We start from the raw sequence: 23,127 nt of genomic DNA on the forward strand, positions 1-23,127 counted from the left end.
AAAAGTTTATGCTGCTATTTTTTTTTCGGAAAAATAGGTTGTAATGGGAGACTCTTTGTTTTCCTAGACAAAAATAATTACTTTTTCAAAAAAACACTTTTCTATTTTTTTGTTGGGTATTTTATTCTCTGGAAGTCCCTGGATGCAGCATCTGATGGGAAAGATGACTGGCTTCATATCCTGCCAATACATCCCCAACCAGTCCGCCTACCTGGGCACCAGCGATCACGCCTACTGGGCCTAATACTGCCCCAACAGTACCTCCAATTACCTCTCCGGCTGTGGCACCAGCCATGCCACCTGCCATGCCTGCGCCCATATCCACCAGTTTGGTAGGATGTTCGCTGATCTGCTGCACATTGTCCTTAATACTGTCAATTGCTTGATCAGCCAACTGATTTACCTGTTTTATCCCTTGGTCAACTTGATGCTTGAAATCACCCATAATCCCTAGCAAAAAAACTAAGTTGCACTGATGATTCTAGCCGATATTCCGCACATCTTCATATATTTTTATATATTTTTACATTCCCCAAGATGTTTTGACGAAAAACTGTCATTGTAGGAACTACTATTGACAACTATTTTCAGTAATTGATTTTTTCTGAGAAAATAAATTACAATTCTTCACCTTGATAAAAATCAATCATTGTAGCTAGAGTCCTTACCAGCAAAGGGTTGTCAGCAATATATTAGTAAAAATTATCAATTGGCGTGCCAAGGTCAAAAATCTATGGTGGTGACGAGGCTTATCGAGGTTATCAAGCCAGTAAGAAGCGATATTTCTATGGCATTAAAATTCATCTGATGGTTACAGAAACAGGAGAGCCTGTGGAATTTTTTCTCTCGACCGGTTTATTTGCTGATGTTAGAGGTTTGAGAGTATTTTCCTTCGATTTACCAGTCGGTAGCGTTGTTTATGCAGATAAAGCTGACAACGACTATGAGACTGAAGACTTGTTGCTTGAAGCGGAACATATCCAACTCTCGGCTATGGGTAAGCACAATTCTAAGTACCTCTTAATTTTGCTGAGATACTTAACTTTTTCTGGCAATTTATCCTGTAATTAAAACAGACAAAAGAGAGAAATAAATTCTCTCTTCTGCTCGTGAAAATTATGCCAATTTTTAGATAAACGAGGGGAATTTATTCTATTTGTAATTGGCTCTCGTGTCTTTAACCGCCGCCCAAAAAAATAGGGCTGTTAATGGTACACTTGCCGCTAGAATTAAGCCAGTGGTGGTATTGCCTAAATCCGGTTCTCCCGAACTAATTTCAAAGACACAACCCACACCAGCGATCGCTGTAACACAGGATAATAACAATAAAACGCCGCTTTTCGGGGTCATTTTCACTCCTCACCTAAATTAACTAATGCCTTTATTTTGTCACTTTCTCGACCGGTTTCACCGCTTGCACGGAAAAACCGTGTTTTTTTAATTCTTCATTGAGTGCCAAATCGTTATCTACTCTGTCCACGAACATGACACCATTAAGATGATCCATTTCGTGTTGAATTACCCGCGCTAGTAAACCGTTAGCTTGCAGTTTTCGCGGTTTCCCCTGTTCATCTTTATAACTCACTTCGATCGCTTGGGGACGGATGACATCTAAAAACACATCGGGAATACTCAAACAACCCTCTTCCGCTTTGCACAATTCCCGACTATAACCGATAATTTGGGGATTAATCAGAATTAGGGGCGGATTTTCCGGTTTATCGTGTTCACAATCGATGACAATCAATTGTTTATTGACTGCCACTTGCGGAGCCGCTAAACCGATACCATTGGAACTATACATAGTTTGCAGCATTTCTTTGGCTAATTGGCGAATGCTGTCATCGACCTTAGCAATCCGCTTGGCCGGTTGACGCAAGACTCGATCGCCGAGATAATGCAGTTCTAAAGGGGGTTTTTCTAATTTGCGTTTTTCTACGGTAATAGTGGCGCTCATAAACTTAATTATCGATGGGATGCACAATTTTGATTTTAGTCACTGGCTCTGGGGCATTTCTCAGGAAAAGGGAGAAAAAAACCCAGACCCTTCATAAAATTTTACACTGATCACAGACAGTTCGTCTATATCAGGAGGTGGGAAGTGGGAAACTTTTTCAGTAAGCAGTAATCAGTAATCAGTGGGGGAGTGGGGAGAAGGGAGAAAAAAGCTGATTGTAACTGGCTACTTATTAGTAATTGGTATTCCTAACCATTGGCTTAATTCCGCTGCTAACCATTCAATTTCAGGTTGACTCAGATATTCTTTTGTCTTACTGCTAATAGTATATTCTTTAGTCCCCGCCCAAATAGTTAAAGCCATCGGCACATAAACTCGATCGCCATCACCATCTTTGGTATGATAACTATCAGCTTTCACCAGTTTATTAATATATTCCCGTGCCATTTTCTTTTTGCCTGGAAGTGTCAAACCCCAAATTCGCTGAATGGTAACAATTTCTTGACTATTAATAGTTATAATTTCCTCCCCTTTGAGACAATAAATAATCTGGTAAAGCATTCCTAAACCCACAAACCAAAAAGGCCAGGAAAAGAGCAGAAAAAACCAACTCATCCACAGAGGAATAGAAACGGCTCCTCCTGTCCATACTAATAAAAAAGCATTCCAAGCGATGGCAAAGGTTCCAAGATAAATTAATTTAGGGGTAAAACCTTCGGGAGGTAAAGATATTTTAATTTTCTCCTCACTTTTTTGCAACTGTACCCGACTCCCAGCGGGTTTTTCAAGGTTCGAGGAAGTTAATTGCATTTCGTGGAGAGTATTTAAAGCTTGATTGGCTGTCTGTGCTGAAACAAACCTTTTTTCGAGACTAGGTTCAATTAACTGTCCTAACCAATGAACAAAAGCAGGGCTTAAATTGGCTAAATTATTTAATTGAATTTTGCCATCTTTTTGGGGTAAATCGGCGGGATGAATTCCTGTAGCTAGATAGATTAAAGTGGCTCCTAAACTGTATAAATCAGAAGCGGCAACGGTGCGACCACCGAATTGTTCTGGGGGCATATAACCGTAGGTTCCGACGATAGTTAAAGTGGCCTGTTCCTGTTGGGCAACAGTCTGGACAGAACCAAAATCAATTAAATAAACATTGCCGATACTATGACCCGATCGATCTTTTAATAAGATATTACTAGGTTTCAAATCCCGGTGGATAATTGGCGGGTTAAGTCCATGTAGATAAATTAAAATACCTAGGATAGATTTAGCTAATTCTTGCAGGTCTGATTCACTAAATTTGCGGCCATTTTCTATCTGTTCCTTGAGAGATTTAGCCTCGATATAACTCTGAACAAGGGCAAAACCTTGATAGGTATCGGTGCGAACTTCAAAATAGTCGATATATTCGGGAATCGAGCGACAATCTAGATGTTTAAGAGTTTCGGCCTCCCGTTCAAAAAGTTTTAAATCTGTCCATTCAAAATCGGGACTGAAGATTAATAATTTGACGACAACAGTAGCGCCCGTTTTTAGATCTTGGGCGAGAAAAGTGCGTCTTCCAGTTTGTTTACCTAACTGATTTTGAATTTGGTATCGATCGCCTAAAATTTGCCCTGGCAGCATACAATATATTTCTAGGATAATCCTAATTATAGGTTAATCGAGAAATTTCTCAACTGCAAGCTAAGAAAACGGAAGTTTGACCGAATCATCAAAACTTCAGCATCTCCCAGGATAACTGCGGCGAAATTCAATTGTATCACCCGTTTTTCGCTAATCTCTGGACTGGGGGAGGTATTTTTTCAGGTAAAAGAGAAAATAGGCATCAAAAAAAATTGACCTCTCTCGGTCTAGGGAATTTTAGTACAAATGTTCAGAATAGCAACTGCGGCGCTGCCATGTAGTCTGAAGGCGTAATTTAGACAGTCAACAGCTTAGGGGACAAGGGAGCAATCAGTTTAATTCCCATCGAGGTGGAGTTTCCTGATATAGTTTTAAAAGCAGTCGGTTCAAGACAAAAAGACATGGTTACTAGGGGCGAACGAGGAGTAGAAGTGAGGAAAAACGAGAGCTTTTCTCTGGCTTCCTATCTGGAGGAAAAGCGGTTGATTGTCGAGTCAGCTTTAGATAGCTCTTTGGTTATCGGCAATCCCGCCAAAATCTACGAGGCGATGCGCTATTCTCTCCTCGCTGGTGGCAAACGTCTGCGGCCGATTTTATGTCTGGCTACCTGTGAATTGATGGGGGGTTCCCTAGAGATGGCTTTACCCACCGCTTGCGCCCTAGAAATGATTCACACTATGTCATTAATTCATGACGATTTACCCGCCATGGATAACGATGATTACCGACGCGGGAAATTAACCAATCATAAGGTTTTTGGCGAAGATATCGCTATTTTAGCCGGGGATGGTCTCCTAGCCTACGCTTTCGAGTATGTGGCTACCCAGACTCTTAATGTACCTCCCCTACAGATTTTAGAGGTAATTGCCCGTTTAGGTCGCACTGTCGGGGCAGCGGGTTTGGTGGGAGGTCAGGTTTTAGACTTGGAATCCGAAGGAAAACCGGATATTTCGGCAGAAACTCTCGGTTTTATCCATACTCAGAAAACGGGGGCCTTGTTGGAGACTTCTGTGGTGTCGGGGGCGGTTTTAGCGGGGGCAAAAGGGGAAGATATAGCTAAATTAGCCCGTTATGCCCAAAATATTGGCTTGGCTTTCCAAATTATCGATGATGTTCTCGATATCACGGCGACAAAGGAGGAATTGGGCAAAACCGCCGGCAAGGATCTACAGGCACAAAAAGCCACCTATCCCAGTCTCTGGGGGATAGAAGGGTCCCGACAGCAAGCTCAACATTTAATAGATAGTGCCATTGGTGAATTGAGTAGCTACGATGAGGCTGCTGAACCTTTACGGGCCATCGCCGAGTATATTGTTAATCGTAAAAATTAAATTAAACGAATGAGATTATGCAGGACTTCGAGCAGGTGTTACACAATCAAATACTGCTAGTCTCTCTTTTAGCTTGTTTCACTGCCCAGGGACTAAAAGCGCTGATTGAGTTAATCCGCGATGGTAAGGTGAGTCTGCGCTATCTAGTCTCGTCGGGGGGAATGCCTAGCGCTCACTCGGCACTGGTGGGGGCCTTGGCTACTGGGGTAGGATTACAGATGGGTTGGTCTAGTGCCGAATTTGCAATCGCTGCGCTTTTTGCGGTTATTGTTATGTATGATGCGGCCGGAGTGCGTCAGGCAGCAGGAAAACAGGCCCGGATTCTCAATCAAATTATCGATGAAATGTTCCAGGAGGGCAAGGAATTTAACGAGGAACGTTTAAAGGAATTAATTGGTCATACTCCTTTTCAGGTGCTGGTCGGTTTAAGTTTGGGTATCGGTATCGCCATGGTGCTGCTCTGTCATTAATTGAGGTGTTTTCTGAGGTTTAGATAAACTAGATTTAATAACGGAAAATCCGGGGTAATTACTTATGTTACAATCCCTAAAAATTGAAGGCTTTCGCGGTTTTCAAAATTTTGAGATGGCCAATCTTGGTCGAATTAATCTCTTAGTAGGTAAAAATAATAGCGGTAAAACTTCTATTTTAGAAGCGATTCTTATTTATGTTTCTAAATTTAATACAGGAGAAATACAAAGAATTCTTAATCATCGGGGCGAGTATTCTCATATAGATTCAGCTAATCTTCCCGGTGCGAAAGAGCAATTTTATCAGATAAAAAATTTATTCTATAAATACTTACTAAAGGATCATCAAAAAATAGTGATTTATGAACCAGATAAACCAGCCAATCGGGTGATTTTAAGTATTCAATCTACATCTAAAGAATTACTCTCTAAAGTCAATAAAAATAATTTACAATCCATAGGCAGTTTTTGCTTAGTGGTTGAATTTGAGCATCAGCAAAAAGTCTATTCTTTATCACCTGAAGAAGAAATTTTACAGATAAATTTAACCGATAACAAACCGTCTCACGATTTTAAAAAACTAGAATTATTTTGGATTCCTCCTCAATCTATAGCAGTTAATACAAACAGATATTTTTTCAGTCAAAGTCTGCTTAACTCTACGGATAACCTAGTTATCGAAGCTTTAAAAATCATTGAACCTAAAATAGAAAAAATTGCGACTACCGAAGAATTTCAACCTCCAGTATTTAGTAGTACATCGGGAGGACGTGGGGGATTTATGGTTAAACTTAAAGGAGTAGAAGAACCAGTTCCGGTTGGCAGTTTAGGTGATGGATTTTGGCGAATGTTAGGATTAGTTTTAGCGATGGTTAATCTTGAAAATGGAATTTTATTAGTTGATGAAATTGATAGCGGTTTGCATTTTACTGTCATGACTGATATGTGGAAAGTAGTCTGGGAAACCGCTAAAAAACTCAATATTCAGGTATTCGCCACCACTCACAGCCGGGATTGTTGGCAAAGTTTAGCCGAATTAATTACCGAAGAAAAAATTACCGATAACGAGATTACTATTCAAAGGATAGATAAGGAAAAAAGCCAATCTGTAATCTTTGATCCAGAAGAAATTGTTATTGCCGCTACAAGTAATCTTGAGGTGCGGTAACAATGCCTAAAATAGAGACAAAAAAGTTATTAGTGGAAGGTGCAGAGGAATTGAGAGTTATTCCCCAATTAATGGAAGCAAATGGAGTTACTTGGAATAGAGGGGAAGAGCCACTGAATATCATAAATTGTGATGGTGTTGAAAATTTACTAAAACCTAAATACATCTCTGCACAACTAAAAACTCCTAACGGACTAACTCATTTAGGAATTGTCATAGATGCAGACGAAGAACCTGATAATCGTTGGAAAAGTTTATATAATGCCTGTTTACCAAATATACCTAACTTACCTCAAAATTTACCAGCAGCGGGATTAATTATAACTCTAGAATCGGGGATAAAATTCGGTGTGTGGATGATGCCCGATAATCAATCTAGAGGAATGTTAGAGACTTTTTTAGCCCATTTAGTTCCCGATAATAATCTTTGGCAATATACACAAAACAAGGTGATAGAGGCAAAACAACAAGGGGCAACCTATAGAGATTATCATCTAGATAAGGCTAATATTCATACCTATTTAGCTTGGCAAGATCCGCCGGGGAAACAACTTCACGATGCCGTAAAACAAAAAATACTTAATCAATCCCATCCCCAATCAGCAAATTTTTTGAGATGGTTACAGGAGTTATACGAGATTTGAGAGAACTATGGCTCCAGATGGGAATGACAGCAACTATTGTAGTCAACCCAAGCAAGAGTAACCTTTGGGGTGGTTGGGTTTCGCTTAAACAAGCGACTTGAGGTATTTTCGACCCGCTATTATAGAGCGATCGCAAGAAACTTTCCCAATAACACGACAATAAGTCTGTTATGCCGATTAGCACATTTTTTTATGAACCCTCCACCACTACCAGAGCAGCGATCATACTAATGTAAGAAGTAGATGATCTATCCTCAATTAAGTGCTAATCTGGCAGAGGATATTAGATCACCTAGACTTATCAACTTTAATGAATGAGTAGGGTGCGTTCCCCAAAATCGATCGGTGCAGTAGTAGAACTGACCTTAGGGAACGCATCCTACGGCTACGGCAATAGCGATCGCACTATTTTCTTTCACTAAAATCGGGTTTTAACAGGTCAAAAGCCTTATTTGGAAAGGGTTTTACCATTATTTAGCAAACCCTAGGTAGGCCATACAAAACGATTGCTGTTAGTCAGGAGGGAGGTTGAAAAGTAATCGTGTATCATGGTCTGGCGCCACTTTGAATGCCAAAGCAGACACTTCAAGATTGTGAGCGGCACTATATATCTTTGAAAAGCCCGCCTTTTGCAAGGCTTTCAACAACGATTTATGTGTAAAACCGGTCTTATGGGCAAAAAAGTCTTTTTTACTGCGCTCGATTTCAACGCTATAACCGTAAAGGACATCTAGAACCATAATTGGCCCTGCCGGTGATTGATACAGGACATCATCAATATCTAAACCCCTGTCAATTGTGATCCGCATCAGTTCCTGGATGTCCGGGACCCGAATATGTGCAAAACCGCCGTCCTTAAGTACGTGTAGGAACCCAGCTAGGACTCTCTGTACATCGTGTCGGTAGTAGTGTTCAAGGTTATGTGAGCAGTAAACAGCGTCAAACTGACCACTTTCAAGGGTGGTAAGATTACGCGCATCGCACACAATATCTGGTGAACCTTTCGGGTCAATATCGAGCAGCAAGTGTTCAAATTCTGAATATTGGGGCGGAAGCGGAATCGCCTTGCTGTTGCCACCTACGTTTAGAACTTTTTTCATCTCTCGCCTTTGTTGGTAAACCTAACTGAGGATTATACGGAAAGTTTCCCTGTATCACATCAAATACACATTAAAAAAAATCTTTCCGTATATTAATAGAGCGATCGCAAAAAACTTTCCCAATAACACGACAATGAGTCTGTTATGCCGATTGGGAATAGAGAAGTGGAGAGCAGGGAAATTCAACTAAAACCCTAAAACCCAATACCCAACCGCCAGAACCTAAAGCTCAACAGCCAAACCCTAACAGCTAACGCACCGATCGAGCGATCAATCATTATTATAGAGACAGTAACAAATATTTATGAAACTTCATGCTTATTAATCGCCTTGGCATCGATCGCGGGAAAAAATTCCTTAAAGAGAGTATCTTGTTCGGAAATGACCCTAATCCCGAATTAATTGGCATTTTAGGGGTTTATTTCGTCCAGGGCATTCTCGGACTCTCCCGATTAGCGGTTAGCTTCTTTTTAAAAGACGATTTGGCCTTGAGTCCCTCCCAGATGGGGGCATTAATCGGAGTGGCGGCGATTCCTTGGGTGATTAAACCAGCTTTTGGCTTTCTTTCGGATGGTTTGCCTATTTTCGGCTATCGTCGTCGGCCCTACCTCATTTTATCGGGAATTCTCGGGGTTTTAGCTTGGTTGGCCCTAGCCACTGTGGTGGAGAATGCTTGGCAAGCGGCGGCGGCGATCCTGCTTGGTTCCCTTTCTGTCACCATTAGTGATGTCATCGTCGATTCTTTGGTAGTAGAAAGGGCCCGCAGAGAGTCCTTCACTCAATCCGGCTCTCTACAGTCCTTAACTTGGGGAATATCGGCCCTAGGCGGCTTAATTACGGCTTATCTGGGAGGTTGGTTACTGGCACACCTCGGCACTCGTCCTGTCTTCGCTCTTACGGCTATTTTTCCCCTGATTGCCTCAGCCATGGCGTTTTTAATTACAGAGGAAAAAATCAAGAATAACAATGATTCACAATCAACGCCCAAAGTCAAGGAGCAAATCGGGCAATTATGGTCAGCAATTAGACAAAAATCAATTTTATTACCCACTGCCTTTATTTTTCTCTGGCAGGCTACCCCTAGCGCCGATTCTGCCTTTTTCTACTTCACCACCAACGAGTTAGGATTTGAACCGGAATTTTTAGGACGAGTGCGCTTAGTCACCAGTTTAGCCTCGATCCTGGGCATCTGGGTATATCAACGGTTTTTAAAAGCGATTTCCTTTCGTTTAATTTTGGGTTGGAGTACGGTGATTTCTGCGCTTTTAGGGATGACTACCCTAATCTTAGTTACCCATACTAATCGAGCGCTCGGTATTGACGATCATTGGTTTAGTTTGGGGGATAGTCTCATCCTCACCGTCATGGGACAAATTGCCTTTTTACCCGTCTTAATTTTATCGGCCCGTCTTTGTCCCGTGGGCATTGAAGCATCTCTATTCGCTTTATTAATGTCTATCTGGAATATGTCAGGATTAGTTTCCCAAGAAATCGGCGCTTTATTAACCCATTGGTTGGGAGTCACCGAAACTAATTTTGATAACCTTTGGTTATTGGTAGTGGTTACTAATCTCTCTACTCTCCTACCTTTACCCCTAATTAAATGGCTACCTTCTACGGATCCGCAATCTCAGGAAGTCAAGAAAACTTTTCCCCCTGCAGAAGTCTTTGAACATCATGTTACTGGTTCTTTAGCTGAACCCGGTTTTATTCCCGAACTTGTCCCCGAATTAATCGAGACAAGAGATTGACAGTCCAGAAAAGGGGTTTCTCAAAGAAACCCCTTTTCTGCCATCTTCATCTTGCTCAATTGAGAACAGTTTTTAACTTTTCCAAGACAGAATTGTTTAACGTAATTTTTCCCATTCTTCTCTACTAATATTTGCTTGTTGTAAAATTTTAGCCAGCAAGCTTTTACTGATATCTCCTTGGTGTGGATTAGGAATCCAGATTTTTAACTTTCCCTGCACCATATATTGATGATTTCCTCCTACCAGAGGACCAGAAAATCCCAGCTTTCTCAACTGGCGAATTAACTCTTTCCTTTTGATGGGGGCAAAAGGTGGCATCAGGCGATTTTTTGTTGAGGGGTTAGATTGATACCGTCAACAATCGGTAACTGATGCTGTAAGCGTAGTCCTAAAATAACCCAGCCTTCCAAAACTTCCTGTAACTGTTCCTTAGTAGCTTCGAGGGTTGTTTCATTAGCATATACTCCCTCAAATCCTGGAATTTCTCCATAAAAAGTACCGTCTTCTAGAACTTCATAAGTTGCCAGTTCCATTGCTTGTTTTAGATATTTTGTTAGCATCATTGACAGGAATAAAGCTCGGTGATTGTCTCGAAGATTGTCGATGTGATTATCAGTTGTTTTGAACTTGGCGATAATTTTGCCCTGTTTCTCCAGAAAACGGGTTTATCAAAGAAACCCGTTTTCTAGCTGAGCGACTACAAAATCCATATTTAACTCCATTCAAGTTTAATTTCTTCGACACTACGCATCAAGGCAGGCATCCACACTTGGGTTGTCTTAATAACTGTTCCAATCCTCGAACATCTGCCCAACGCTAGTATAACGCTTAAGACGCTCAGGATGTTTTTCTACTTCTTCAATGGCGGCGAGCGTTTCTGTATTAGGAATTTGAACATCAAAGGGAAAACCTTGATGAAAATCGACATCAGATAAGGCTGGATGCTGAATTTTTTGTAGGAGAAGCTGTTGTTCTTCGTCAGTTAAAGAAAGGATAATTTGAGCAAGGGAATCAATTAGTTTAGTATTGATTGCAGTAGCAGATTGACTCATATAGCGTTTACATTGTTTAATAGTATATTTTTGAATTGGCGATTTATGAGCGGTTGTTTCGACTCTGGCAAATTAAGCTAAAGGAGAGTTTTAAACTCTGCCACTGTCAATCCCGCTTGACGAATGATAGATCTCAGCGTTCCCTTAGCGACTTCTCGATGGTCAGGGATGGTGATGCGTCGATAGGGATAGGCTTTTTGTCTGAGTATGATATGACTTCCTCGCTGCCGATCTAATTCGTAGCCAATCTTGCCCAGTGCTTTAACGACTTGGCGACCAGCGATAGGAGGGAGTTCACTCATAATTTAACCTCTACCAGTTCCTCAGAAATTGGTGGTGGAATCGGTTCATTGTGCGCTTCTAGGCTTTCTAGATATAAAGCAATTGCTTCCTGAATGTTGGCGAGTAACTCTTCCCGGGTATTGCCTTGAGAAATACAGCCGGGTAGGGAGGGAACTTCAGCCACATAAATGCCATCTTCATCTTGCTCAATTAAGACGCGATATTTCATGGGTTTGTCCTTGCTTTGAATTGATTGTTCCAGAAAACGGGTTTCTCAAAGAAACCCGTTTTCTCAGTTCCAATGGCACTTAAACTAATTGTAATCCAACTAATTCCATAATTAAGGCGATCTGCCAAAAGTTCAGAAAAGGGGTTTCTCAAAGAAACCCCTTTTCTTCTCAAAGAAACCCGTTTTCTCAGTTCCAATGGCGCCTAAATGCCGCTCCCGCCCCCAGTAAGCCTAAAGCCAGCAAACCTAAGCCAGAACTTGATTCAGGAACAGTAACAGTCTGGGCAAAGCGAACTTCAGAGAGACCAATAGGCCCTGGTGCTGTCCAACCAACGAACCAATTGTTTGCTACATCAATTCTAGCATATTGGGCTTGAATTAAAGGAAAGGAAAAAAGTGTGGCAGGTATGTTGTTCGAAGTACCTTCGGGAAGTGTTAGGTTTCCTGATACATAAACTGGACTGCTAAAGTCGGAGTTATTGGAGAGAATTAGTGTGAAATCCTTGATTCCGCGATCAGTAGCTGTGGTATTAAAAGCGTTGTAATTCCACAAAGCCAAGGTATCTAAGAACACAGAACTGCCAAAATCAAAATCAAGATTGACATCAGCAGGAGTCGTCCCGATTTCTAAACGTACTCCCCAGAAATTAGACAAATCGGTACCTCCGACGTGCTGTTGCTGCAAAGCGTTTCCAGGTCCAGTCAACCCATTGCCGTTGGCAGTGTTGACTAAGGCTCCAATCGTGGGAGTAGCAGTGCCTGCATTAAGCGTTAAGGTTGGAGTCGGATTGTAGATGATCGGCAGTGCTTGGACGGGGAGGATAGTCATTCCAGCGATCGCGCTAACTGTGCCAGCGAAGACAACACCAGCCAGAGAGAGAGATTTGAAGTTAGTTGTAAAATTCATGGGCAATTTTGGGCAAATTCCACCAGCATTTTACCCCCCCCCCCCGATTTTTGTCAAATATCGCTTTTTTAAGTCCAGAAAACGGGTTTCTCAAAGAAACCCGTTTTCTCAGTGCGATCGCTGGTGGAAGATCGGGTTTGGGATATTTGTAATGTTTGATACAAATCTCTCGATCATCTGTTCTTAAGATGAAGGCTGGTGTTGCTAATTGATCGGGAAAGAGGCCGGCGCAAGCAGATAAAAACCGCAGAGAAGCTTGTGCCGTGGGATCAAAATTATTAAGCGGAGAATAGCCTCTGACCGGAATTCAACATCAAAATCAGTAGGAAACTTGTCATCGCCTAAGTAAAGTAACCCCTTATCCACGACACAACACAATAGGAAAAATACTTATGAGTTATGGAACCCGTGTTCAAGCTATCTCTCAAGTAACGGATCGTAAACCCCTACCTAGCAAACTTCCTCAACGTTTAGAGGCCCTCTGGGCAACCGATGTCTTTACCCTGAGCAAAATGCAGGCCAGTCTTCCCAAAGATGTATTCAAATCGGTCAAAAACACGATTTTAACCGGGGGAAAATTAGACGTTTCCATCGCCAGTGCGGTGGCGGCTGCGATGAAGGATTGGGCCACGTCCAAAGGGGCGCTGTACTATGCTCACGTCTTCTATCCGATGACCAACGCCACCGCCGAAAAACACGATGGTTTTATCTCCGTGCAGAGCGACGGCTCGGTGATCACAGAATTTACGGGCAAAGTCTTAGTACAGGGGGAACCGGACGGATCCTCCTTTCCTAACGGCGGACTTCGCTCCACCTTTGAAGCGCGGGGTTACACCGCTTGGGATGTCACCAGTCCGGCCTACGTCATGGAGACGGATAATGGTGTCACCCTGTGTATCCCCACGGTTTTCATCTCTTGGACAGGAGAGGCCCTCGACAAAAAAACGCCGCTTTTACGCTCGATTTCATCGATGAGTAAAGCCGCCACCAGGGTGCTGAAGCTCTTAGGACATACGGAGGTCGCCCCCGTTAACTCCAGCTGCGGCGCTGAACAGGAATATTTTCTAGTCGATGCTCATTTTGCCCATAGTCGCCCCGATTTACTGCTCACCGGTCGCACCCTATTTGGTAAACCCGCCGCCAAGGGTCAACAGTTCGACGATCATTATTTTGGCGCGATTCCCGAACGGGTTCAGGTGTTTATGCAGGAAGTAGAGGAAAGAATGTATCGCCTCGGCATTCCGGCCAAAACCCGCCATAATGAAGTCGCCCCCGGACAGTTCGAGATTGCCCCCTTTTTCGAGGCCGCTAACGTGGCCAGTGACCATCAGCAGTTAATTATGACTTTGCTGAAAAGTACGGCTAAAAAACACGGTTTTGTTTGCCTACTGCATGAAAAACCCTTTGCAGGAATTAATGGTTCGGGAAAACACGTTAACTGGTCCGTCGGCAACGCCACCCAGGGTAATCTGTTGGATCCGGGCGATACTCCCCACGCTAATATGCAGTTTTTGTTATTCTGTGGGGCGGTTATTCGTGGCGTTCACAAGTACGGGGCGCTTTTACGCGCAGTGGTGGCTACTGCCAGCAATGATCACCGTTTGGGGGCAAATGAAGCTCCTCCCGCCATTATTTCCGTATATTTGGGCAGCCAGTTAGAAAAGGTATTCGACCAAATTAGCCAAGGCCGAATTGAGGGTTCTGATGCCCCGGGGTTGATGGATCTCGGTGTCGATACCCTGCCAGTATTCCCCAAGGATCCTGGCGATCGCAATCGTACCTCTCCTTTTGCTTTTACGGGCAATCGCTTTGAATTCCGCGCCGTGGGTTCTAATCAGTCAGTTTCTGGGCCGCTGGTGGCGATGAACACGATTCTAGCCGATTCCCTGACTTGGGTGGCGGATAACTTAGAAAGCCGGATGAAAGCCGGGGAAGACCTCAATACTGCCGCCGAGGGTGTTCTCAAGGAGATCATGGACAAACACAGAAATGTGATCTTCGGAGGTAACGGATATTCCCCAGAATGGCACAAAATGGCGGTAGAAGAGCGCGGTTTAGCGAATCTCCGCACCACTGCCGATGCTTTACCCGTGCTGAAAGCTGATTATATTGAAGAACTGTTTACCCGCATGGGTGTGTTTACCCCCGTTGAACTGGAAAGTCGTTTCGATGTCTATGCGGAACAGTATTTGCTGGCCATCGAAGTGGAGGCGAAACTGGTGGTAAGTATGGCTAAAACGATTATTTATCCCGCTGCTGTTCGCTACTTGTCGGAATTGTCTTCAGCGATCGCTAATGCTGCGGCGATCGGCATCGAGATCAATAAGGAAAACGCCCAAACCGTCTCGAATCTGATTAAGTTAATGATGGATAGCGTTGGTAAACTGAGTGAGGCCATTGCTAAACACGATTTTGACTCGATCGAGGAACATATGCAGTATTCCGCTCAAACAATCCGTCCCTTGATGGATAAGGTGCGCGAATATGCTGACACGCTGGAGGGGGAAGTGGCCGACAATTTCTGGCCGCTACCTACCTATCAGGAAATGTTGTTTGTTAAATAACACGACGGCAAGGAGGGGGTAAATAGGCTGAAAAAATGATTAGCCACCCCCTTCTTTTTATCTCTGGTAGTTTTAAGTTATGTTAAGAAAAGTAAATATAAACTTAAAACTACCATGGTATTAACTCCGACAATTGGCGAAAAATCCTATAATCGTCAGGATTGGCAAAAAGGCTATCAATCCCAACCTAACGAGTACGATTACGAGGTAGAAGACGTTGAGGGGCAAATTCCCCCCGATTTACAGGGTACAGTCTTTAAAAACGGCCCCGGTTTACTCGATATCGCTGGTACTGCGATCGCTCATCCCTTTGATGGGGATGGTATGATCAGCGCGATTAGCTTCAACCATGGCCGCGTACATTATCGTAATCGTTTTGTGAAAACTGAGGGTTATCTCCAGGAACAGAAAGCGGGAAAACCCCTTTATCGCGGTGTTTTCGGCACGAAAAAACCGGGGGGAATTTTCGGCAATGCTTTTGATTTGCGTCTGAAAAATATTGCTAATACTAATGTTATCTACTGGGGTAATAAATTACTGGCACTTTGGGAAGCGGCCGAACCCCATCGCCTCGATGCTAAAACCCTTGATACTATTGGTTTAGACTATCTCGATGGTATCTTGGAAAAAGGCGATTCTTTTGCCGCTCATCCTCGCATTGATCCCGCTTGTATCTTCGATAATCATCAACCTTGTCTGGTAAATTTTGCCATCAAAACGGGTTTGTCGAGTGCCATTACTCTCTACGAAATTAGTCCCACGGGTAAGTTATTACGTCGTCATACCCACAGTGTACCGGGCTTTTGTTTTATCCACGATTTTGTTATTACTCCCCACTACGCTATCTTTTTCCAAAACCCGGTTGGTTATAATCCTTTTCCCTTTCTTTTTGGGTTAAAAGGTGCGGGAGAATGCGTTATCAATCAACCGGACAAGTTAACTAAGATTATTATTATCCCCCGGGATCCTAACAAAGGAGAAGTGAAAGTTTTAGAAACTCCATCAGGTTTTGTTTTCCATCATAGCAATGCTTTTGAACAACTTGCCCCGAGCTACGTCGAAGGGGGGGAGAAAATTTATATTGATTCTATTTGTTATCAATCCTTACCACAACTGGATTCAAATAGCAATTTTCAATCGGTAGATTTTGATAGTTTAGCTCCAGGACATCTGTGGCGATTTACACTAAATTTATCAGAAAATACGGTTACAAGAGAATGTATTCTAGAGCATTGTTGTGAATTTCCCAGTATTAATCCTGCAAAAGTTGGTCGAGATTACCGTTATTTATACATCGCTGCCGCTCATCATGCCACTGGTAATGCTCCTTTGCAAGCAATCTTAAAACTGGACTTATTAACGGGAGAAAAACAATTACATTCTTTTGCTCCCCGGGGATTTGCGGGTGAACCAATTTTTGTGCCTAAACCCGATGGAATTGCTGAGGATGATGGTTGGTTATTGGTAGTCACCTACGATGCGGCCAATCATCGATCGAATATGGTAATCTTAGATGCTAAAGATATTACTAATTCCCTAGCAGTTATCCATCTTAAACACCATATTCCCTACGGGTTACACGGTAGCTGGACTAGACAATGTTTTTAAGTTAATTCTGTGGGGGTGGATTGAAAACCCACCTTGACTAAACTCTACTCTTGAGAGCCTTCTTGTAGCAGCCAAAAACCGGCGAAGGATTCCGATTCAGGGTTAGATTGAACGGCTAAAAAATGCAGATTATTCGCTTTTTGTTTAGCTTCTTCAAAGTTTTTGGCTTCCTTTAAAGTCTCGGCATTAGTGACATTGACGAGAATCCAACTATCACTAGCACCCGTTTCTAAACGTAGCACGGGACGGGAACTGGTTTCTAACTTTAAATAGGCCATTTCTAACCCTGACATCCAACCAGCTAGGGGCAAAGCACGGGGGGAAAGAATAACTAAACCGGGGATTTTTAGATTCTCATCTAATCCCATCCCTAGTATGGGCAAATTTTCTCCGAAGCTAATATCCCAGTCTTTTAAATCATTAAAAGAAGACAATTCTAGCGTGACAAAAGCCCATTTATCTGCCTTATCTCCCCGGACAGCATCGGGAAGGGGAACAGCATTTAAAGGAGGATAATTCACGGAAGCGGTTTTAGTTAAATTTTGATCATAACCAACTTCTTGGGGGTAGAAATTAACCATTCTTTCTTCTATCCATCTCGTTAAAGCATGAGTGCGACGACTAGGGGAAGCGGGAATACCGATATCCTCGCAAGCTTTGCTAATCATGTTATTCATCTGACGACGGAAAAAGCGAATTTTTTTGGGAGTTACTCCCGCTGCCTTGATAGCTGCAGTAATTGCCTCTCCTAACCATTGGGAATTAACCATCGTATTAGGACAATAACTGGCATATTTAAATAGTGTATCGGAGGAGCGATCGATTGTTGCCGGAGTTTCACAGATTAATAATTCCCATCTTTTTTTATTATTTTCATCCACCACCGGCCGCGAATAAAAATCAAGTTCCCAAATAGTCATATTTTTTTCAGTTATCAGTTATCAGTTATCAGTTATCAGTGATTCAGTTATCAGATTTGAGTTTTCAGTGAACAATATTAAGTGGTAAGTTCCGAGATGTCTTTTCACTGATTACTGTTTACTGATTACTGTTTACTGCTCACTGCTCACTGAAAAATTCCCTATCCCCGACAACAGTACGAACGCGGTAGATAGGACGTTTTTGGGATTCATGGTAAGTTCGCATCAAAATTTCTGCCAAAAGACCAAAACAGAGTAATTGTACCCCAGTTAAAAAGAATAACACAGCCAGGATTAACAAAGGTCGATCGCCGATGTCTTGTCCGAAACCGAGTTTGAGAATAGTCAGATAAGTGCCTAAAATAATCCCCACCACCATCGATAACAGTCCGTAGAGTCCAAAAATGTGCATCGGACGGGTGAGGAACTTTTTCATAAAAAAGACAGTAAATAAGTCCATAATCACGCGAATTGTGCGACCTAAACCATATTTACTCTGTCCGAACCGTCTAGCGTGGTGATTAACGGGAATTTCGGTTATTTTTGCCCCTTCAATAAAAGCTAACGCGGGTAAAAAGCGATGTAATTCCCCGTAGAGATTCATATCGGCGATTAATTCGGCTCGATAGGCTTTCAAAGAACAACCGTAGTCGTGTAATTTGACCCCTGTAACCTTTGCTATTAGCCAATTAGCTATTTTTGAGGGTAAAAGCCGTTTTACCTGGTCATCTTGGCGATTTTTGCGCCAGCCACTCACGAGGTCATAACCTTCCTCTAATTTGGCCAATAATAGGGGTATATCATTGGGATCGTTCTGTAAATCGCCGTCGAGGGTAACGATTATCTGTCCCGTGGCATAATTAAATCCGGCAGCCATAGCCGGGGTTTGTCCGTAGTTGCGTCGCAATATTACCGCCTTGAGATCATCGCGATTTTTGGCTAAATTAGTTAAAACCTCGGTGGAACCGTCCTTAGAACCGTCGTCAACACAGATAATCTCGTAGTTAATTCGATAAGAACGCAAAATCGTGGCTATACTCTCGACGAGATGGGGAATACTGTCCACTTCGTTATAAATGGGAACCACTACCGATAAAGTCTGGATGGCAGCCTGCGAGTTTGGTTCGTTGACACTGATGGACGGTGTAATCGGGGACATAGTTGACTGACGTGGGGACGTTCTGGGGCGATTGTATCACAATTCAGTTATCAGTTATCAGTTATCAGTTATCAGTCATCAGATGTGAGTTGTCAGTTCACTGATTACTGTTTACTGTTCACTGTCCACTGTTCCCTGAAAATACCCCCCACTTCCCACTTCCCATTATCCACTCCCTGTTCCCTGTTCACTGCTCCCTGTTTGCTTTTTGGCTAAAATTGCCTGACGAAAACCTAAGACGACGAGAATATTGGAGAGGGTGAGGAAAAGTTCGGCGCTGCCGTGTAACCAATCGACGTTAGCTAATTCTTTACCGTAGTGGATTTTGGCGTAGATACCAGCAGGAATGGTGATAAAAACGAAGATTAACAGCACATAAAAGCCAATTAAGGCTAAACGGGGCATTTTTCCTGAACGAGTGACAAACCAAAGAAACCCCAGATAGGGAAACAGGGAAATGGCAAATAAACTGTCTTTATTCATTGTTAACGCTGATTTTACTGGAACGCCACAGCCACCAACCGGCAGCACAGAGGGTAAAATTTCCTAAGACAGTCATGGCTGCCTGTAGGGTGACTAACCAGGATAAGGCACTGATATTATCAAAAAAATGCCATGTACAGGCACACATTGCCCCAATTAAAGCGGGTAACATTCCCCAAGATAACATTCGCCACGATCGATCGCTACTGATGTCGCCATAGGTCCAGACTAACCAGATTGCCGCTATCCATTCTACGACACTCGATACATGAACTATCCACGTCGGTATTGATAAAGCATTCATTTTTTTACAGTCATCAGTTATCAGTTATCAGTTATCAGTGGGTAAGTTATCAGTTATCAGTTATCAGATTTGAGTTCTTATCTCGTTCCTAGGTTCTACCTGGGAACCCTTTATTCAGGTTCTACCTGAAGGATATTTTAATAAAGAGCCTTAAATATTGTGTGTCAAGACAGAGCCTTGGCACAAGCAAAATTTTCTAGCCATTTAATTACCTGTTGACCTAAGCTAACATTGTTTAATCGATCGATCTCGCGAATGCCGGTGGGACTGGTGACATTAACTTCCGTCAGATAGCCACCAATCACATCTAATCCGACAAAATATAGGCCATCTTCTCGTAATTTTGGGGCTAAAGTGGCACAGATTTCTAATTCTCGATCGCTGATTTCTGTTTTTGCTACTCGTCCACCCACGGCCATATTACCGCGAAATTCTGAACCGGTGGGAATGCGATTAACTGCCCCGATGGGTTCACCATTGAGGACAATAATGCGTTTATCTCCTTCTTTGGCAGCTGGTAAATAATCTTGAATCATTACTGGTTCTTGTCCCCATTTTGTGCTAATTTCAATCATTGAATTGAGATTGCGATCTTCGGGACTAAGAAATAAAATTCCCTCCCCTGCTTTGCCACCTAAAGGTTTCATAACTGCCGCCCCTTTTTGGTTGACAAATTCCCTAATCGTCGCTTTATCTTGGGAAACAATTGTGGCAGGCATTACCTGAGCAAAGTGAATAGTATATAACTTTTCATTGGCATGGCGTAAACCCCTAGTTGAGTTAATTACTTGGGTTTTTTGGGGGTCAATCAAGTCTAATAAATAGGTGGCATAAAGATAGGCAATCGTCACGGGTGGGTCTTTTCGCATCCAGACAAAATCGAAGTTTTCTAGGCAGGTAAAAACTGTCTCTTGTCTTTGATACCACTGAGATGCAGCCACCCAATGATTATCTTTTAACTCCACAGGAACCAGTTCAATTTTAGTCAGTTTTGCCCAAGCTTTTCCCGCAATTGCACTGAGAGCCGTGATGGAAGTCATCCAGACTTCATGTCCTAATAATTGGGACGCTTCCATGATAGCTACACTGGTATCATGGCCCGGATCTAGATACTCGATCGGATCGATAATAAAGGCTAGTTTCATTAATAGTTTTTATCCTTAATTCTGCAACAGGGGAGCTAAACCACCACTTCTATCTAAAGCATAGATGTCATCGCAGCCCCCGATGTGTTGATCGTTTATAAAAATTTGTGGTACACTTGTACGGCCATTGGCTCGATCGGACATTTTGGCTCGCGCTTCTTCATCACCATCGATACAATATTCGGTAAACTCCACCCCTTTTTTCTTGAGTAATGCTTTAGCGCGGATACAGAAAGGACAGGAACTCCAAGTATAGATCTCAACATTAGCGGCCATAAAATTTATCTCCCTTCTTTACATATCTTAAATTTTAGCCGATAACCGAGCAGTGATCTTCCTTCAGGTCAGAAAACGCCAATTAGGGCGATTCCACCGATATATTCCTTGTATTTCCCATTCTTCACCGTTTTGAAAGCGAATACGGCAACTAACAGGGGGGGAGTCATCCTCACTTTCATTTACTTCTATTACCTCACAGGGAAACCAGTCGCAACTATCGGCAGCGTCTGCGGGAATCCATTCCCATAATCCATTAGACACCTCGATCGCATCTCCCACCTGTAATTTTTCTCTGGTTAACCTTAATTTTTGTAAATATTCTTGCCAATGAATCGGTTTTATGATACTCAACCAAGCCAAGCCATACTGATCGCGGATAAATTGTACCGCACCGGAAGGGCGATCATTAAGCCAATCATTGAGGAGGGAACTTTTCCAAGCTAAATTTTCCCGTTCTTGTTTGAGGATAAATTCCAGTAAAATCTCCCTTTGCATAGATGTTAATTCATCTAGGGGATTGCCATCAGCGAGGGAATTTCGCTCAAAAAACACCTCTAACAAAATTTCTTTTTGTTGTTGATTGAGAGGACAGAATAAAGCCTCACACTGGAGAAAAGCCGCTTTGAGAGTGGTTTCAATCTCATCTCGATCCATGAGAGTCCTAAAAAAGCTGATTTCAAAGGGTGACGATCCACGATAATCTAAGTATTGGGGAAATCATACCGTAAAATCACTCATCTATGACACCACGCTCGCTCACCGTTTTGCTCCTTTCTGTTCTTTTCTGGCTGTCTAGCTTGCTTATCATCCCTACTGCTCAAGCTTTGACCCCAATTCAACTATTAGATGTATCTTACAAAGACTGTCCCCCCGAATTAGCCGAGGGGAGTGTCACCAGTGGGGGAACCAGTTTTCCGGCTAATTGTTTTTTAATCACTGGCAAAGCTAAAAATAATTCTGGAAAAACCGTCTATGATGCCGATGTTTTTGGTCGGATTTACGATGCTAACGGGGAACCGGCTTTACAAAATCGTAGCCGAGTCGGGGCAATTCCCGAAGTGCCGCCGGGGATTAGTGATTTCGAGATCAGAATTTCTGTTTCTACCAATCAACCAACCCCCTTGCGACTGGAAAAATTCAAAGCTTCCGGTTTTACCAGTAGTGTGGATCCGCGGATTTAGAAACCGCTGCTGACCAGACTGCTGGCCCCTGTGGCTACGACACTCTGAACAACGTTGAGCAGCAGGAAAGCGAGGATCGGGGACAAGTCCATCCCGCCTAGGGGTGGGATAATCGAGCGAAAGAGATTTAAATAGGGATCGGTAATCGGACTGAGAAAAGACATAATCTGATAGGCCCAACCGGCATTTTGGAACCAAGTCAGTAAAACCCTAACAATTAGGATTACCGAGTAAATTTGTAGGAAATTGTTGATTATCGTCAAAATAAACCCTATATCGCTCATAAATAAATCTTTCCTCAAGTAAGGCGTGATGGTTAGTTTAGCTTTGATCTTACCAAAAAAATCGTCTTTAGTTACTCTCGCCGTCCTATCTTAGTGGTTTTAACCAGCTATCGGCATTCCTCCTGGTTGACGGACACCGGGTAAGAAAACTGAATACAGTAGTTATCTTAATAGTGAGGTACGCAGTTTTCCTTTTGGGGAGACTCCGATTATTCAAGTAGTTTTTCCATAACCTTTGTATTCTCTGCATAAGTGAGATGCTCCCGAGTATTTACCGAATCACTACCTCTCAGGAGTGATAGGCAATTGATTAATAGCGATAATTGCCGTGCGATAAAGCGAGGGAAGAAAATAGACTCCTTCTGGTTAATCTGACCTTAACTTTGCTCCAAATCCTTCTAAAACAGTGATACGAGCGGAAGGGGATAAAATCCACAAACGAGGGGCATTGTCTTCATTGTAACTCTGATTTTCCCGTTTAGCTTGTCTTTGCAGTTCGGCTAAAATCGTCAAAAGTTTCGCTAAACAATTACGAATCTCGCTAGGATTGGGAGGATTGCGATAGGGTTCAATTAAGACAGTATTAAGGACAATTCTGCCTAATAATCCCAGATAATCGGGGTTGGGTTCGGGATTGGGGGAAAAAAATAAATCTATCTGTCGGGTTTCATCGCTGACTTCTTTGC

Annotated in this window: 28 protein-coding genes and 1 pseudogene; 9 read left to right on the forward strand and 20 right to left on the reverse strand. The window is 42.7% G+C overall.

Annotated features, from left to right (window positions below; translation table 11 throughout):
* Positions 1-121: 121 nt before the first annotated feature.
* Entirely contained in the window at positions 122-445 is a 324-nt protein-coding gene (locus IM507_RS11115; protein ID WP_242028814.1) for a hypothetical protein, read from the reverse strand.
* 269 nt (positions 446-714) lie between these two features.
* Here IM507_RS11115 and IM507_RS11120 point away from each other — a divergent pair, with 269 nt between their 5' ends.
* A complete protein-coding gene (locus IM507_RS11120; protein ID WP_002733920.1) occupies positions 715-1,071 on the forward strand; it encodes a transposase in 357 nt (118 codons plus the stop codon).
* Between the two features lie 81 nt (positions 1,072-1,152).
* On the opposite strand, the gene IM507_RS11125 is transcribed toward IM507_RS11120, so the two are convergent.
* The 3 genes from IM507_RS11125 to IM507_RS11135 form a co-directional block, all read right to left on the reverse strand.
* A complete protein-coding gene (locus IM507_RS11125; protein ID WP_002753472.1) occupies positions 1,153-1,350 on the reverse strand; it encodes a hypothetical protein in 198 nt (65 codons plus the stop codon).
* Positions 1,351-1,381: 31 nt separating this feature from the next.
* Positions 1,382-1,957, reverse strand: a complete 576-nt coding sequence (gene def, locus IM507_RS11130) for a peptide deformylase (RefSeq protein ID WP_002733872.1) — start codon at positions 1,955-1,957, stop codon at positions 1,382-1,384.
* A 225-nt stretch (positions 1,958-2,182) separates the two neighbouring features.
* Positions 2,183-3,580: a serine/threonine protein kinase gene (locus IM507_RS11135; protein WP_287637012.1), complete on the reverse strand. Its 1,398-nt coding sequence runs from the start codon at positions 3,578-3,580 to the stop codon at positions 2,183-2,185.
* 401 nt (positions 3,581-3,981) lie between these two features.
* Between IM507_RS11135 and crtE the strand changes: the two genes are divergently transcribed.
* From crtE to IM507_RS11155, 4 genes are all read left to right on the forward strand, one after another.
* Positions 3,982-4,911, forward strand: a complete 930-nt coding sequence (gene crtE / locus IM507_RS11140; RefSeq protein WP_002734754.1) for a geranylgeranyl diphosphate synthase CrtE — start codon at positions 3,982-3,984, stop codon at positions 4,909-4,911.
* 17 nt (positions 4,912-4,928) lie between these two features.
* Positions 4,929-5,381 carry a divergent PAP2 family protein gene (locus tag IM507_RS11145; protein WP_002748827.1) on the forward strand — a complete coding sequence of 151 codons (453 nt, stop codon included), beginning with the start codon at positions 4,929-4,931 and terminating at the stop codon, positions 5,379-5,381.
* Positions 5,382-5,445: 64 nt separating this feature from the next.
* Positions 5,446-6,549 carry an AAA family ATPase gene (locus IM507_RS11150; protein ID WP_002732558.1) on the forward strand — a complete coding sequence of 368 codons (1,104 nt, stop codon included), beginning with the start codon at positions 5,446-5,448 and terminating at the stop codon, positions 6,547-6,549.
* Between the two features lie 2 nt (positions 6,550-6,551).
* Positions 6,552-7,193: a DUF3226 domain-containing protein gene (locus IM507_RS11155; RefSeq protein WP_287637014.1), complete on the forward strand. Its 642-nt coding sequence runs from the start codon at positions 6,552-6,554 to the stop codon at positions 7,191-7,193.
* A 512-nt stretch (positions 7,194-7,705) separates the two neighbouring features.
* Here IM507_RS11155 and IM507_RS11160 read toward each other — a convergent pair.
* Positions 7,706-8,293: a class I SAM-dependent methyltransferase gene (locus IM507_RS11160; protein ID WP_287637015.1), complete on the reverse strand. Its 588-nt coding sequence runs from the start codon at positions 8,291-8,293 to the stop codon at positions 7,706-7,708.
* Positions 8,294-8,607: 314 nt separating this feature from the next.
* Here IM507_RS11160 and IM507_RS11165 point away from each other — a divergent pair, with 314 nt between their 5' ends.
* Positions 8,608-10,044, forward strand: a complete 1,437-nt coding sequence (locus tag IM507_RS11165) for a folate/biopterin family MFS transporter (protein ID WP_287637016.1) — start codon at positions 8,608-8,610, stop codon at positions 10,042-10,044.
* A 96-nt stretch (positions 10,045-10,140) separates the two neighbouring features.
* Here the strand turns inward: IM507_RS11165 and IM507_RS11170 are convergent, their stop codons facing one another.
* The 6 genes from IM507_RS11170 to IM507_RS11195 all read right to left on the reverse strand — a co-directional run bounded on the left by IM507_RS11170 (position 10,141) and on the right by IM507_RS11195 (position 12,514).
* Entirely contained in the window at positions 10,141-10,362 is a 222-nt protein-coding gene (locus IM507_RS11170) for a type II toxin-antitoxin system HicA family toxin (RefSeq protein ID WP_002732388.1), read from the reverse strand.
* On the reverse strand, positions 10,362-10,607 hold the full coding sequence (locus tag IM507_RS11175; RefSeq protein WP_002753457.1) for a type II toxin-antitoxin system HicB family antitoxin: 246 nt from the start codon (positions 10,605-10,607) through the stop codon (positions 10,362-10,364). Before IM507_RS11175 ends, IM507_RS11170 begins: the two co-directional genes overlap by 1 nt.
* Before the next feature lie 216 nt (positions 10,608-10,823).
* Positions 10,824-11,096: a type II toxin-antitoxin system RelB/DinJ family antitoxin gene (locus IM507_RS11180; protein WP_287637017.1), complete on the reverse strand. Its 273-nt coding sequence runs from the start codon at positions 11,094-11,096 to the stop codon at positions 10,824-10,826.
* A 77-nt stretch (positions 11,097-11,173) separates the two neighbouring features.
* A complete protein-coding gene (locus IM507_RS11185; protein WP_002733933.1) occupies positions 11,174-11,398 on the reverse strand; it encodes a type II toxin-antitoxin system HicA family toxin in 225 nt (74 codons plus the stop codon).
* Entirely contained in the window at positions 11,395-11,607 is a 213-nt protein-coding gene (locus IM507_RS11190) for a type II toxin-antitoxin system HicB family antitoxin (RefSeq protein WP_002734412.1), read from the reverse strand. The genes IM507_RS11185 and IM507_RS11190 overlap by 4 nt, the downstream gene beginning before the upstream one ends.
* 187 nt (positions 11,608-11,794) lie before the next feature.
* Positions 11,795-12,514: a PEP-CTERM sorting domain-containing protein gene (locus tag IM507_RS11195; RefSeq protein ID WP_287637019.1), complete on the reverse strand. Its 720-nt coding sequence runs from the start codon at positions 12,512-12,514 to the stop codon at positions 11,795-11,797.
* 392 nt (positions 12,515-12,906) lie between these two features.
* Between IM507_RS11195 and IM507_RS11200 the strand changes: the two genes are divergently transcribed.
* On the forward strand, positions 12,907-15,078 hold the full coding sequence (locus IM507_RS11200; RefSeq protein ID WP_287637020.1) for a glutamine synthetase III family protein: 2,172 nt from the start codon (positions 12,907-12,909) through the stop codon (positions 15,076-15,078).
* Positions 15,079-15,192: 114 nt separating this feature from the next.
* Complete coding sequence (locus tag IM507_RS11205; RefSeq protein WP_287637021.1) at positions 15,193-16,686, forward strand: carotenoid oxygenase family protein; 1,494 nt, start codon at positions 15,193-15,195, stop codon at positions 16,684-16,686.
* Positions 16,687-16,730: 44 nt separating this feature from the next.
* Here the strand turns inward: IM507_RS11205 and IM507_RS11210 are convergent, their stop codons facing one another.
* From IM507_RS11210 to IM507_RS11240, 7 genes are all read right to left on the reverse strand, one after another.
* A complete protein-coding gene (locus tag IM507_RS11210; protein ID WP_104395954.1) occupies positions 16,731-17,606 on the reverse strand; it encodes a Tab2/Atab2 family RNA-binding protein in 876 nt (291 codons plus the stop codon).
* Positions 17,607-17,745: 139 nt separating this feature from the next.
* Positions 17,746-18,765 carry a glycosyltransferase gene (locus IM507_RS11215; protein WP_287637024.1) on the reverse strand — a complete coding sequence of 340 codons (1,020 nt, stop codon included), beginning with the start codon at positions 18,763-18,765 and terminating at the stop codon, positions 17,746-17,748.
* A gap of 165 nt (positions 18,766-18,930) precedes the next feature.
* Complete coding sequence (locus tag IM507_RS11220; protein WP_016516825.1) at positions 18,931-19,248, reverse strand: DUF3593 domain-containing protein; 318 nt, start codon at positions 19,246-19,248, stop codon at positions 18,931-18,933.
* The gene (locus IM507_RS11225; RefSeq protein ID WP_002734463.1) at positions 19,241-19,552 is read right to left on the reverse strand and encodes a DUF2499 domain-containing protein; all 312 of its coding nucleotides are present in this window, start codon (positions 19,550-19,552) and stop codon (positions 19,241-19,243) included. The genes IM507_RS11220 and IM507_RS11225 overlap by 8 nt, the downstream gene beginning before the upstream one ends.
* Positions 19,553-19,716: 164 nt before the next feature.
* Positions 19,717-20,697, reverse strand: coding sequence for a glutathione synthase (gene gshB / locus IM507_RS11230; RefSeq protein WP_002777314.1), 981 nt, complete (start codon positions 20,695-20,697; stop codon positions 19,717-19,719).
* Positions 20,698-20,712: 15 nt separating this feature from the next.
* Complete coding sequence (gene grxC / locus IM507_RS11235; protein ID WP_002791228.1) at positions 20,713-20,973, reverse strand: glutaredoxin 3; 261 nt, start codon at positions 20,971-20,973, stop codon at positions 20,713-20,715.
* 63 nt (positions 20,974-21,036) lie between these two features.
* Positions 21,037-21,630 (reverse strand): hypothetical protein, encoded by a 594-nt coding sequence (locus tag IM507_RS11240; protein ID WP_069475109.1) that lies wholly within the window; start codon positions 21,628-21,630, stop codon positions 21,037-21,039.
* An 86-nt stretch (positions 21,631-21,716) separates the two neighbouring features.
* Between IM507_RS11240 and IM507_RS11245 the strand changes: the two genes are divergently transcribed.
* Positions 21,717-22,157: a hypothetical protein gene (locus IM507_RS11245; protein WP_002753281.1), complete on the forward strand. Its 441-nt coding sequence runs from the start codon at positions 21,717-21,719 to the stop codon at positions 22,155-22,157.
* Here IM507_RS11245 and IM507_RS11250 read toward each other — a convergent pair.
* Positions 22,154-22,441: a YggT family protein gene (locus tag IM507_RS11250; protein ID WP_002733084.1), complete on the reverse strand. Its 288-nt coding sequence runs from the start codon at positions 22,439-22,441 to the stop codon at positions 22,154-22,156. The two genes, IM507_RS11245 and IM507_RS11250, sit on opposite strands and share 4 nt — an antisense overlap.
* 288 nt (positions 22,442-22,729) lie before the next feature.
* Positions 22,730-23,127, reverse strand: a pseudogene (locus tag IM507_RS11255) (hypothetical protein); the annotation flags it as partial.

Source organism: Microcystis sp. M20BS1, assembly GCF_020245305.1.
GTDB lineage: Bacteria > Cyanobacteriota > Cyanobacteriia > Cyanobacteriales > Microcystaceae > Microcystis > Microcystis ichthyoblabe_A.